10 protein-coding genes and 1 pseudogene (1 of these 11 running past the window's edge) are annotated in these 12,714 nt (G+C 61.5%); all 11 read left to right on the top strand.

The genetic code is table 11. The features are described from left to right. Positions 1–517: 517 nt before the first annotated feature. Positions 518–1,747, top strand: a complete 1,230-nt coding sequence (locus FVQ81_17065; GenBank protein MBW7998242.1) for a glycosyltransferase family 4 protein — start codon at positions 518–520, stop codon at positions 1,745–1,747. Positions 1,748–1,827: 80 nt separating this feature from the next. Then, complete coding sequence (locus FVQ81_17060; protein MBW7998241.1) at positions 1,828–2,820, top strand: GDP-mannose 4,6-dehydratase; 993 nt, start codon at positions 1,828–1,830, stop codon at positions 2,818–2,820. 51 nt (positions 2,821–2,871) lie between these two features. After that, complete coding sequence (locus tag FVQ81_17055; GenBank protein ID MBW7998240.1) at positions 2,872–5,412, top strand: YfhO family protein; 2,541 nt, start codon at positions 2,872–2,874, stop codon at positions 5,410–5,412. After that, complete coding sequence (locus FVQ81_17050) at positions 5,406–6,380, top strand: hypothetical protein (protein MBW7998239.1); 975 nt, start codon at positions 5,406–5,408, stop codon at positions 6,378–6,380. Before FVQ81_17055 ends, FVQ81_17050 begins: the two co-directional genes overlap by 7 nt. Next, positions 6,377–7,096 carry a polyprenol monophosphomannose synthase gene (locus tag FVQ81_17045; GenBank protein ID MBW7998238.1) on the top strand — a complete coding sequence of 240 codons (720 nt, stop codon included), beginning with the start codon at positions 6,377–6,379 and terminating at the stop codon, positions 7,094–7,096. The genes FVQ81_17050 and FVQ81_17045 overlap by 4 nt, the downstream gene beginning before the upstream one ends. A gap of 46 nt (positions 7,097–7,142) precedes the next feature. Beyond that, entirely contained in the window at positions 7,143–8,534 is a 1,392-nt protein-coding gene (locus tag FVQ81_17040; GenBank protein MBW7998237.1) for a sugar transferase, read from the top strand. Between the two features lie 96 nt (positions 8,535–8,630). After that, the gene (locus FVQ81_17035) at positions 8,631–9,437 is read left to right on the top strand and encodes a class I SAM-dependent methyltransferase (GenBank protein ID MBW7998236.1); all 807 of its coding nucleotides are present in this window, start codon (positions 8,631–8,633) and stop codon (positions 9,435–9,437) included. A 2-nt stretch (positions 9,438–9,439) separates the two neighbouring features. Then, positions 9,440–10,249: a 3'-5' exonuclease gene (locus FVQ81_17030; protein MBW7998235.1), complete on the top strand. Its 810-nt coding sequence runs from the start codon at positions 9,440–9,442 to the stop codon at positions 10,247–10,249. A 104-nt stretch (positions 10,250–10,353) separates the two neighbouring features. Then, the gene (locus FVQ81_17025) at positions 10,354–11,874 is read left to right on the top strand and encodes an outer membrane beta-barrel protein (GenBank protein MBW7998234.1); all 1,521 of its coding nucleotides are present in this window, start codon (positions 10,354–10,356) and stop codon (positions 11,872–11,874) included. Positions 11,875–11,889: 15 nt separating this feature from the next. Then, the gene (locus FVQ81_17020; GenBank protein MBW7998233.1) at positions 11,890–12,336 is read left to right on the top strand and encodes a hypothetical protein; all 447 of its coding nucleotides are present in this window, start codon (positions 11,890–11,892) and stop codon (positions 12,334–12,336) included. 146 nt (positions 12,337–12,482) lie between these two features. Then, positions 12,483–12,714, top strand: a pseudogene (locus FVQ81_17015) (B12-binding domain-containing radical SAM protein) (it continues 298 nt past the right edge of the window).

The raw sequence follows: 12,714 nt of genomic DNA, 5'->3' as shown, positions 1-12,714 counted from the left end.
TGGCTGTCATTCCCCTGTTCCTGCTCTACCTGGCCGAGTCTCTGCTGGCCGGCGCGGCTCTGGCCGGCGCCGGCGAAGCGCTGCGCCGGAAAGTCGCGGTCACAGTCCTGGTTGTACTCGCCGCCGGAGGACTGCTCTCCCACGGACCGGCGGTCAAAACCAATCTCAGATATCTCGCCCGCTACATGGGCGGAGACAAGTACGCCGGCTACAGTGTCAATTTCCGCCAGTTGTTCGAATCCGCAGAATGGGTGAAGGCCAATACGCCGGCGGATGCGGTCGTGACCGTGCGCAAGCCGAGGCTCTACCACTACCTCTCCGGCCGCAAAGTGATGAACTACCCTTATTCGCAGGATGCGGATTCCGTGCTGGCGGTTGTGATGGAGACTGACTACGTGGTGATCGACGCGGTCAGCGGGACCACTTTCCGCTATCTCGTGCCCGCGCTGCAGAAACAGCCGGAGAAGTTCAAAATCGTCTTTGACGAGGATTACGCCAAGGTCGCCGAGGTGCTCCGGTGAAAGTCCTCTATATCGTAACATCATACAAGCGCAGCCCCGATGACATAATCAATCCGTGGATGGTGGAGACTATCTCCCGGCTCCGCGGCCGGGGAGTGGATGTCACGGTCTATACATCGGCCTGGCACGGGCAGAACGATCACGAGGTCGACGGCACCACAGTGCGGCGTTTCCGCTACCTGCCCTCACCCTTGGAAATGTTCTCCCACGACAAGACGATACCCGACCAGATCAAGGCCAACAAGCTGTTGCTGCTGCTGGTGCCGTTTTATATCCTGGGCGGCATCATCGGCCTGCGCCGCGTGCTGCGGCTGGATAAATACGACCTGGTCCACGTCCACTGGCCGTTCCCCCTGTCCATCTTCGGCTGGTTCGCCTCACGCTGGGCCGGGGCGCCGCTGATCAACCAGTTTTACGGCGTGGAGCTGATGTGGGTGATCAACCGGATGCGCGTTTTCATCCCGTTCCTGCGCTGGACAGCCGGGATCAGCGACCTGGTGGTGGCGATCAGCACGTATACGCGCAATCTGCTCAAGGATATCTCGCCGGAAACGGACGTGGAAATCGTGCCCTACGGCTCGCCGGTGCCGCCCCCGCAACAGTTCGAGCCGTTGGACGACAGCCCGGAGCGCACGCGACGGGTGCTGTTTGTCGGTCGGCTGGTGGAGCGCAAGGGGGTGGAATACCTGGTGAAAGCGATGAAAAAGCTTGATCTCCCCTTTCCGGTCGAACTCGATATCGTCGGCGGCGGACCCGAGGAGAGCAATCTGAACGCGCTGGTGGATGCGCTCGATCTTCGCGGGCGGGTCCACATGCTGGGCCGGGTGGACGATGAGCGCCTGGCCGCGTGCTACCGCGACTGCGACTGTTTCGTCCTGCCGGCCGTTATCGATTCCCGGGGCGATACCGAGGGCCTGGGCGTGGTGCTGATCGAGGCGCTGAGCTACCGCAAGCCGGTGATTGCCAGCAATGTCGGCGGGATAGTGGATATCGTCAAGGACGGGCATACCGGTCTGGCGGTTCCCGAGAAGGACCCGGCGGCCCTGGCCGAGGCAATCGCCCGTCTGATGACAGACAGGGAACTTGCAGGTAATCTTGGTAACCAGGGTTATGATTATGTGAAAAAAATGTTCGACTGGGACAGACTGACCGGCCAGTGGCTGGAGCTCTACGGCCGGCTGACCGGCCCGCGGGAGGAGAATGAACCGGCGGCCGGGGCACAATAATCTTTACCTCGCCGATGGTTTAGCTATTTTAGTAGGGTCAATCGGATGGCGCTAAATTCAGGGAATTGAGGATACGGATTATGAAACGCAAAGCGTTGATCACCGGGATCACCGGTCAGGACGGCAGTTACCTGGCGGAGTTCCTGCTGGAGAAGGGCTACGAAGTTCACGGCATTGTCAGGCGGGTGGCCCTGGAAGACCCCGAGCACCGCATGCACCGGATCAGCCATATCCTGGACGATATCGTCCTGCATTCCGCCTCGCTGGAAAGTTACCCCAGCCTCCTTAGCGCGGTTGCGGAGATCAGTCCGGACGAGTGCTACCATCTGGCCGCCCAGAGCTTTGTCAGCTACTCGTTCGAGGATGCATTCAGCACGTTCAATACCAATATCAACGGTACCCATTTCATGCTCGAGGCGGTCCGCGAAAAAGCGCCCGCTTGCCGGTTCTATTTCGCCGGCAGCAGCGAGATGTTCGGCAAGGTGCGCGAAGTGCCGCAGACCGAAAAAACCCAGTTCTATCCGCGTTCGCCCTACGGGATCACCAAGGTGGTCGGTTTCGACCTGACCCGCAACTACCGCGACGCCTACAACATTCACGGTTCCACCGGCATCCTGTTCAACCACGAATCCCCCCGGCGCGGCTACGAGTTTGTCACCCGCAAGATCACGCGCCACGTGGCCCGGATCAAGCTGGGGCTGGCTACGGAGGTCCGTCTGGGCAACCTTGACGCCAAGCGTGACTGGGGCCATGCCCGCGATTACGTACGCGCCATGTGGCTGATGCTTCAGCGCGAGAAGCCGGGGGATTTCGTGATCGCAACCGGCCAGACCCGGTCCGTGCGCGAGTTCGTCCAGATGGCGTTCGTGCGAGCCGGACTCGACTGGGAGAAATACGTCAGGATCGACGAGAAATTTTACCGTCCGGCGGAAGTGGAACTGCTGGTGGGCGACTCATCAAGAGCCAGGCGGGAGCTGGGCTGGAGCTGCGATGTGACCCTGGAAGAGCTGGTCAACGAGATGGTGGACAACGATCTGGCCCTGTTGGAGAAACAGGTCAGCAGCGGCGGTTGAAAATACCCGCCTGTATTGAATATCGAAGAAGTATCTGCGGAGACGACCCTGATGGCCGCTAAGAAAAAAAACAGGTCCGGAGCCAACAAGCCGCCGCTAAAACAGCCGGATTTCAGCCTGCCGGCGGGGCTCGACTCCGGCAACCGCCTGTTCTGGGCGCTCTGTGGGTTCCTGCTGCTGGCGCTGGTCGTCTATTTTCGCGAGTTCATTTTCCACTCAAATGCAATCCTGCTGGGCTCGGATATGATCACCCAGGGGTTGCAGACACGCAAGATCGGTGTCGATGCGGTCATGGCCGGCGGGAGCTATCCGCTGTGGAACCCGCTGAGTTTCTGCGGACTTCCCTACGCGGGCGGCTTGACCGGTCCGATGTTTTACCCCTTGAGCCTGCTGTATTTCATCATGCCGCTGTTCCGCGCTATCGGCTGGACATTCCTGCTGATGATGCTCTTCGGCGGCCTGTTCTGCTACCTCTGGATCAGGGAGCTGAACCTCTCCAAAGCAGCGGCCTCGTTATGCGCGGTGGCGTTCACGTTCACCGGCTGGGTGGCCAGCGGCCTTCACGGCGGCCACGATGGCCGGATATTCGTGATCCTGCTGACTCCGCTGGTGTTTTTCTTCCTCGAACGCGGGTTCAACCGCCGCAAGCTGATCTGGTTCCTGCTGATGGGTCTGGTCGTGGCGCTGCAGATTCTCACCCCCCAGTTGCAGATGATGTATTTCAGTTGCCTGGCCGTGACCGCATATGCCATCTACCGCCTGGTAGCAGTCTGGCGCGAGGATAAGTCAATCAGGCCGTTTATTAGACTGGGTCTGATGTACACCGCCGGATTCGTGCTGGCTGTCTCGCTGGCCGCGGTGCAGTTTTTCCCCACAGCGGTTAACCGGCAGCTCGCCCACCGTCAGGAGGGCCTGGGCCTGGGCTATGAGGGCTACGCGCACGCCACCAGTTTCAGCATGCACCCGCTCGAGACTGCCGGGCTGGTGGTGCCGGGATTCACCGGGGAGCCCGCCGCTTACTGGAGCGCCGAAAGTTTCAAGCTCCACTCTGAATACATGGGCCTGCTGCCGCTGATGTTCGCGGTGGTGGCGCTGGCGAGGCGGCGCCACCGCAAGGTCTGGTTTTTCAGCGGACTCGCCGCGGCGGCCCTGCTCTGGAATTACGGCGGCTACACCCCGTTCTTCCGCCTGCCCTACCACCTGCTGCCGGTGGTGAAAAGCTTCCGCGGCCCCAATATGATGTTTTTCGTGTTCGCGTTCAGCCTGATTACCCTGGCCGGCTACGGTATCGATTATGTCCTGGGCGCAGAGGGCCGGGATGACCAGGCAAAGGCGGAATCGTCCGGGAGCGGTTTCAAGGTGCTGCTCTATTGCCTGGGAGCGCTGGGGATCGTGCTGGTGGTGATCGGCGGGGGCAAGGACGCCCTGCCCAACATGCTCTCCGGGATGCTGCCGGAGAAAATTGGCCAGGCGCGCCTGGCCGTGCTCAGGAGCTACTACCCGCAGATTATCCGCTCCGCCCTGATCAGCGCAGTGGTGGGCGGCGCGATAGTCGGGCTGGTCTGGATGTGGAGATCGCGGGTGATCCCGCTTGTCGCGCTGGTGGTGCTGCTGGCCGTGCTCACCTGGGCGGACCTGATGCGCATGGACCGTCACTGGCTCAACACCGGCGATGTGAACAGTGTGTACTCCCGCAACAAGATAGTGGATCACCTTCAAGCACAGGATTTGACAAAGCACAGGGTCTATTTTTACCCTTCGCCGGTTATCCGGGAGGGTTACAGCGATTACTGGGACAACAGCCTGCTCTTTTTCAAGATACCGACGGTCAACGCCAGTATGCCGCTGCGGCTGAAATGGTTCGAGAAGCTGTCCGGCACCCATACCCAGCGCAACCTGGCCCGCGATCCCCGTCTCTGGAAATCGCTGCAGGAACAGCTTGGCAACCCGCAGATTACTTTGCCGAACACGATCCACCACCGCTTCTGGGACCTGATGGCCGCCGACCATATCATGTTTCGCAACAGCCGGCTCACTCCGTTTTTCGAGCGGGAATACCCGTTCCTGGAAAAAGTGCTCGAGGACGGGCGCACGGCCAGGATACTCTACCGTAATCCGGGCGCCTGGGAGCGCTACCGTCTGTTCGGCGCTTTTGAAGTTATCGAGGACGACGACGCGGTACTGAACAGGATCAACGATCCGGCGTTCGATCCCGGCGTGACCCTGATCCTCAACGAGCCGCCGGATTTCGACGCCTCGTCGCTGGCCGGAGTGGACGCAGGGCAGGGAACGGTTGAGCCGGTCTATCATGGCTATGACAGAATCAGTCTTAAGGTGAACTGTCAGAAGCCATGCCTGCTCTATTTCGCCGAAAGCTACCATCCCTTCTGGCAGGCGACTGTGGACGGCCGGCCGGCCAGGGTTTACCGCGCCAACCTGGCGATGAGGGCGGTGTACGTTCCGGCCGGCGGGCATGAAGTAGAGATGAGCTACCGCTCGCGGCCGTTCTGCTGGGGCGGCAGGGTCAGCATCCTGTCCCTGCTGGTGCTGGCCGGGGCTGTCGGCTGGTGCGCGTACCGGAATGACTGGTAGGGAAAATCGTGAACTGGAAAAAAGCCGCCGTGGGCGCGGGCCAGGTGCTGGTCCTGTTCGTGCTCGGCTATTACCTGATCTATCACAACCTGGTACTCAACTGGCACCAGCTCGGCGAACTGGACTGGGAGCTTCGTCCGCTGCCGTTCGTGCTCTCGATGCTGGGCATTTCGCTGATCTTTCTGGTCAACACCCAGATCTGGCGGATGGTGGTGCTGGCGATCGGCGGAGTTTGGATCAAGCCCTGGCGCGCGGCCTATGTCTGGTTTATCTCCAACCTGGGCCGCTACCTTCCCGGCAAGGTCTGGCAGATCGCCGGGATGGCAGTGATGGCCCGCGGCGAGGGCCTCGGCGCCATGGACGCCGCGGCAAGCAGCGTGCTCAACCACGTGCTGGTGCTGCTGGCCGGAACAGTGGTCGGCCTGGCCTTGTTTCCGGCAGAACTGGCCGGGAGTTTCGAGCCGCTGCTGAAGTGGACTTGGCTCGCCGTTCCGGTCGTGCTGGTGTTCCTCCATCCGGGCCTGCTCAACAAAGTGCTGGACCTGGCCGCGCGGCTGTCGGGCAAGCCGCCTGTTTCGCGCAAACTGAAATTCAGGGACCTGTTGGTATGGTTTATGCTTAATGTGCTGGTGTGGCTGGGCTACGGCCTCTGTTTCCACTGGTTCATCCTCTCGGTGATTCCGGGCGCGGAGCTTTGCTGGAGTGAATCGACCGGGATCTACGCGGTGGGCTACATTATCGGTTTTCTGGCCGTTTTCGCTCCCGGCGGGATCGGGATTCGGGAGGTGATGTTCACCGTGCTGCTCACAACCACGCTGGGAGGACTGGCCGCCACCGTGGTCGCGCTGGTCTCGCGGATCTGGCTGACCCTGGCCGAACTGATCCCTGTAGCCGTTTTGCTGTCTGCCGGTGGAATGCCGGGCGGAAAAAATCCTGAGGAAGACGCTAGCAGCGGGAGTGCTGAATGAACGACAAGGCGCTGGTGATTGTCCCGACCTACAACGAAAAAGAGAATATCGTGAACCTGATCGCCCAGGTGCTGGAGAAAGACGAGCGCCTGGAGATGCTGATTGTCGACGACAACTCGCCCGACGGCACTGGCGAGGTGGTGGACGGAATTTCCGCGGAAAACCCGCGTGTCCACGTGATGCACCGCGAGGCCAAGCTGGGCCTGGGCAGCGCCTACCGCGCCGGATTCCGCTGGGCCCTGGAACGCGACTACGAGCTGGTGTTCGAGATGGACGCCGATTTCAGCCACGACCCTCGCTACCTTCCGGATTTCTTTGCTGCTGCTACGGAAGCCGACCTCGTGATCGGCTCGCGCTATGTCAAGGGGATCAACGTGGTCAACTGGCCGATGAGCCGTCTGCTGCTCAGCTACGGCGCCAGTATCTACACGCGGGTGATCACCGGCCTGCCGGTCAAGGACCCCACCGGCGGGTTCAAGTGTTTCCACCGCCGGGTGCTCGAATCGCTGGACCTGGACAAGGTGCAGTCCGAGGGCTATTCGTTTCAGATCGAGGTCAGTTTCAAGGTCCATCGCAAGGGATTCAAGATCAAGGAGATCCCGATAGTATTCGTCGACCGCCATTCCGGCACCTCGAAAATGGGCAAGAAAATCGTCATCGAGGCGGTGTGGATGGTGTGGTGGCTCAAGCTGCAGGCGCTAATGGGTTTGATCTGAAGAGTAACCCGCCCGCGGGACCGGGTTTGCGCAGGAGAGGTGAAGCTTGAATGCTAAACGTAACAAACCGGGGCCGGTCTGGATTGCCTCGGACGTGGCAGCCGCCGAGGCTGCCTTTTTTACTGCCGTCCTGATCCGCTGGGGCGGTCTCTACCCGATACCCCCGTATTTCAGCGGCTGGTCGTACCTGTTTTACGCCGCCATGATAGCCGCTATCTACCTGCCGGTCCTCTGGGCGCTGGGCATTGGCCGCGAACGGGTACCCTCGGTGCTGGGCCTGTTCAAAGCCGGTTTTGTGCTGAGCGTGCTGGTGACTGTCCTGCCGTTCTATTTCCGCGACTACGCGTTCAGCCGCCTGGTCGTGCTGCTGTTCTGCCTGCTGACGGCACTCTATGGCCTGGCCTGGCGGTTCGCCGCCCAGTTAATTTTAGACCTGCCGTTTTTCGCTCCCCTGGCCCGGGAGCGGGTTCTGCTGGCAGCCGCCGCGGGACGGATCGCGGACCTGATGGCCCGCTTGGAGGCCAGCGCGGCGCGGGTGGAGCCTGTCGCCCTGGCAGTGGAGGGCGATGCCGGCCTGCCGAAGGGTCTGCCCTCGGGCAGCCTGGATGAGGCCGAGCGGCTGGCCGCAACCCACCGGATCGATCTGGTGCTGCTCGACCCGGAGGATATCGAGCCGGCCCGCTGGCTGCCGCTGGCCGAAAAACTGGCGGCGCTCGGAGTGGAACTCCGTCTGGTGCCGCGAAGCGACCAGGCCGGAGGCAGGGGACCATCCGCTGACGTAATGGGTGACCCCGGTCCGCTGGTGGAACCGGTGAGCGGGTTTCCGGCCCTGCTCAAAAGAGTGCTGGATACCGTTATTTCTTTGTTCGTGCTTGTGATCGCCTGCCCGCTGTTGCTGGCGATTACGCTGGCGATCAGGTTCTCGAGCCCCGGCGCGGTGCTCTACCGCCAGGAGCGGGTCGGCCGCCACGGGATCACTTTCGAGGTCCGCAAGTTCCGCACGATGGTCCCGGAGGCCGAGCGTGAAACCGGGCCGGTCTGGTCAGGCCGCGACGACGCGCGGGTGCTGCCCGGAGTGGGCCGTTTCCTGCGCCGCACAGGTCTGGACGAGCTGCCCCAGTTCTGGAACGTGCTCACCGGCAGGATGAGCCTGGTGGGTCCGCGGCCCGAACGGCCGTTCTTTTTCGATTCGTACCCGGAGCTCTACCGCGGCCGCCTGGCGGTCCGTCCGGGGCTGACCGGGCTGGCCCAGGTCTCCTGCCGGGAAACCACCAGCGTCAGCCGCAAGGTCCAGCACGATCTTTACTATATCCGCAACTGGTCGCTGGGCCTGGACGTGGAAATCCTCTGGCTGACGTTCGTGATGCTGGTCCGTCAGGAATTCAGGATCCTGACAGGTAAAAACGGAGCTGAAAGCGGCGGCGGGAATCAGCAATAACCCAATTTGTCAAGCGGGCTTGACGAGGGCTGTATTTTGTCGGGATCGGGCTGAACAAGACAGAACTATTCACGCAAAACCTGAGGAGAAGCTTAGATGGGCGGCAGTTCGGTTATCGGGGAGAGGATCGTACCCGAGCAGTTCAGAGTGGCCAAAAAACAGTACCTGCTCTATCTGCGCCACTATTTCATCTACGACTGGGCGCTGGGCCGGATCGACAGCGGGGCCAACCTGCTGGAGGTCGGCTGCGGCGAGGGCTACGGTACGGACATGTTCGCCCGGAAAATAGCGAAAGTGACCGGTCTGGATCTGAACGAGGAGGCGGTTGCGCACGCCAGCGCCCGTTACGCGGCTGATAACTGCGAGTTCACCTCTTACGATGGCACCAGGTTCCCGTTCAATACCGAAACGTTCGATGCCGCTGTCAGTTTCCAGGTGATCGAGCATGTGGATGATGACGCGATGTTCGTGGCGGAGATTTCCCGCGTGCTGAAACCCGGCGGGATGCTGCTGATGACCACGCCCAACCGTCTGCTGCGCCTGGATCCGGGCCAGACGCCGTGGAACCGCTACCACAAACGCGAATACAGCCCCGCTGACCTGAAAGAGGTTCTCTCCGCAAAGTTTTCCGGGGTCCAGATCTGCGCAATCAAGGGCAGCCCCGAGGTCCAGCGGGTACTCACCTCCAATCTGCGGGCCAACAACCCTGTAGCAGCCGCTCTCAAGCGCCACATGTCAGAGTCGCTCAAACTCTCCCTGCTCCGCTTAAAGGCCGCGCTGCCCTCGTTCCTGGGCGGCGACCGGAAACGGGAATACCTGGAGAAATATTCCTACCACGACTTTTCCGTTGTGGCCGGCGAGGCCGGCGGCGGACTCGACCTGCTTGCAATCTGCCGGAAGTGACCATGAGCCTGGCTCACAGCAACTCCGCACTGGACAAGGCTCTGGAGCTGATTTCCGCCGAGGGCCCCTGTTCCTCCGCCTACCTTTGCGCCAAAGTCCTGGCGCTGATCAACGCCGATGAATCGATGGCGGAGCGTCTGGCACGCGCCATGCTGGATAAAGACCCTAGATTCGCCCGGACGGCCGACAGACTCTGGGCACTGGCCAGCGATACTCAGTCGGCAGCGCAGGCTCTGCTCAGTGCGAGCTACGTGGTGATCGATGTGGAAACCACGGGGTTTGCGCCGCCCGCGGACAGGGTGATCGAGATCGGGATGGTCAGGGTGGAGGGCGGCAGGATTACGGACAGCTACGAGTCCCTCGTTAATCCGCGCAGGCCGGTGCCCGGGCCGATCAGCAGTCTGACGGGGATCAGCTGCTCGATGCTGGAGAGCCAGCCCACGTTCGACCAGATTTGTGCCGAGGTTGTCGGCTTCCTGGGCGACTCGGTTTTCGTCGCGCACAACGCCCCGTTCGACTGGAGATTCGTGCAGAACGAAGTGGTCCTCAGCCGGGGCAAGAAAATGCTTAACCCCAGGCTGTGTACGAGGATACTGGCTCGGAGGCTCGTGCCGGAGCTCAATCGCCGCAGCCTGGATGAACTGGCCCTGTTTTTCAATCTGTCGTTCTCGGCCCGTCACCGCGCGCTGGGCGATGCCGAAGTTACCGCCCGCCTGCTCTTGCGCCTGCTGGACCGGGCCGGAGAGCGGGGAATTGAAACCCTGGGAGGGCTGTTCGAGCTGGCCGCGCCGCAAACCGGCCGAAAGGCTTGAAAACTAAAGCTCTACCCCTGTTTATCCGACATACGATATAGCGGCCTTAGGCGCGTTACAGGCCATTTTGGGCTGTTCTTACACCGCAAGATTTTCCTGGACGGATGATGAAAAATATTGTCAGCCTGGCACTGTTTATTTTATCGCTGACCGTCTGCATCCCGCTGATCGCCCAGCAGTTGCCGACCGAGATGATGATCTACAACCGTTACGCCAACGTCCGCAAGGGACCGGGGACCGGCTACGAGCTGGTTACCACGCTCTACCGCGGCGAACGGGTGCTGGCCGAGCGCAAGTTCAAGAACTGGCTGCGGGTGCTTATCGCCGACGGCAGTATCGGCTGGGTGCGCGAGGACCTGGTCAAGGTTTTCAATCCGGAGGACCGCCAGCTGTCCAACGTGCAGGCCGACAGTGTCAACGCGGTATTGGAACTGTACGCTGAGCAGATATCCGTCCTGGAAGAGCGCTCGCGCCTGATGCTCCAGCAGGTCAGGACCAAGGAAGACATGCAGGACAGCCTGCTGGCCGTTCTGGGCCTGGACAGTATTCCGGCCCGTCTGGACATGATGGTTGCCGGCGGCGAGGTGATGGGAATGGCCGATACCGTTCGTCCCGAATCGCCTTTCGAGCCACAGGAGACCGTGCTGGGAGCATCCCGCGGCCGCATGGCCCGCAACCTGTACACTACCCGCTTGGGCGTGATGATCTATGACGGCGAGACCGCACCCGCGGCAGGGTTCAGTTTTGCCCGCGGTTTTACCCGCGAGTTCTCCTGGCGCCTGGAACTGGCCTCGGCGCAGTTCAACCCCGCAGCCGATGAGGCCCCGGAGGGCCATGTCGTGCGGACCTCGGTCAACGGCGGTCTGAGCTACAGCTACCATCCCGGCAGCCTGGCGGTGCCCTACGCGCTGCTGGGTGCGGGTGTGCTGCACACTGCCTGGGGAGATTCGTCAAGCACCGACCTCGATGTCTCTTTCGGTGCCGGTTTTCGGATGTATCTGACCGAGGATATCGCACTGGACGCGGCCTACCGCGGGCATGTAATTACCGTGGAAGGCAAGGGCGCGGAACTGCTCAGCAGCGTTTCGCTCGGGCTTGGGCTGCAGCTCCCGCGCTTTTACCCGTCGATGGCCGGCGCGGCCAGGGGCCTGTACCTCGCTCCGTTCGCCGCCTGTCAGGCGTTCTCCCCCCGGATCTCGATCGATGTCGCCCCGGAGGCCGGAATGAAAGTTGGCTGGCGGATGTACGACCGACTGGCTCTCGAGGCCGAGGGCAGCTACCTGCCGCTGGTGATCCGTGACCGCGGCGGCCGTCTGGAAGCCGACGGCGTCCGGATCGGCCTCCAGGCTCTGTACTATCCCCTCAAGCCTGACCGCGGGATGTACTTCCTGGCCGGCGGCGGAGTGCTGCTGATTTCCGGCGACGGCCGTCCGCCCGAGGGTACCTCCAAGTACAGCTATTTCAACTGGGGAGCCGGCGTAAAACTGGAACTCAATTCCTCCTGCGCCCTGCGCGGCGAGTTCTCGCACCAGATATTTACCGACGTGGCCAGGCTGGTGCCGGAATTCGAAGTCGGCAGAGCCTCCGCCCTGCGGATCGGCTGCGGCATGGATTTCGTCTTCTGATTCGGGAATCGAATTGTGCGCTACGGATTGAAAATAAAGCTGCTCCTGCCAGTGCTGATATACGCCGGAATAATTGCCACGGGCTGTGGTGACGAGCGGATAGTGGCGGTGGAGGGTACGGCCCGCCTGCAGGGCGTCTGGGAGGGCATCATGAGCCTCGTGGTCGACAGCGTCGATATCCAGCAGACCAGCAGGATCAGGCTGGAACTGGTTCAGCGGGACTTCAATTTCGACGGATTCCTGATCAGGATCGATCCGCTGGCCGAGGGGTTCGGCAAAGCTCCCGCCGACACGTTTATTGTTACCAACGGTACTGTCTCCGGCACGTTTGTCTCTTTCCGCACCGAGGAACCCGGCGGCGGCGGCGCGGTATTCGAGGGTACGTTCAGCGACCGCAAGCTCGAGGGTTCCATCCAGGGAGTGGGTTTCAGCGGGACATGGCAGGCCGGATTCATCCGCTGACGAACTCCCGAATCCCCAGGGAAACACATCAAACTTCTTCGCTGATTAGTTCCTGAAGTTTCCGATTCTCCTAGCTGCTGAATTGTCTTGACCTATAGGCGTAACTGCTTTAATTTTAACCCTGTCGGCGGGCCTGGCCCGCTTTTTTGTTTTCAGCACGGAGGCGGGTTATCGGCGACCTGCTGGAGAAAATTGAACTGGAATTACTCCCGTTTGTCAACCGGCCGGCGCGCTATATGGGTGCGGAGCCGGGCACGGGAGAATGGAACGGCGACTCGGCCGGCCTGAAAGTCGCCTTGGTTTATCCCGACCTTTACGAGGTGGGGATGAGCAACCTGGGCCTGAAAGTGCTTCACGCGGTGGCCTCGCGGATCGAGG

This window comes from Candidatus Glassbacteria bacterium, from assembly GCA_019456185.1.
Classification (GTDB): Bacteria; Gemmatimonadota; Glassbacteria; order GWA2-58-10; family GWA2-58-10; genus JAJRTS01.
The sequence above is the reverse complement of the archived record's forward strand: the minus strand, read 5'-3'. Positions and strand labels throughout refer to the sequence as shown.

Excerpts from the sequence above, each read along its gene's own strand:
- FVQ81_17055 (MBW7998240.1), top strand. The coding sequence starts at position 2,872 with ATGGCCGCTAAGAAAAAAAACAGGTCCGGAGCCAACAAGCCGCCGCTA.
- FVQ81_17030 (MBW7998235.1), top strand. The coding sequence starts at position 9,440 with ATGAGCCTGGCTCACAGCAACTCCGCACTGGACAAGGCTCTGGAGCTG.
- FVQ81_17025 (MBW7998234.1), top strand. The coding sequence starts at position 10,354 with ATGATGAAAAATATTGTCAGCCTGGCACTGTTTATTTTATCGCTGACC.
- FVQ81_17060 (MBW7998241.1), top strand. The coding sequence starts at position 1,828 with ATGAAACGCAAAGCGTTGATCACCGGGATCACCGGTCAGGACGGCAGT.
- FVQ81_17035 (MBW7998236.1), top strand. The coding sequence starts at position 8,631 with ATGGGCGGCAGTTCGGTTATCGGGGAGAGGATCGTACCCGAGCAGTTC.
- FVQ81_17045 (MBW7998238.1), top strand. The coding sequence starts at position 6,377 with ATGAACGACAAGGCGCTGGTGATTGTCCCGACCTACAACGAAAAAGAG.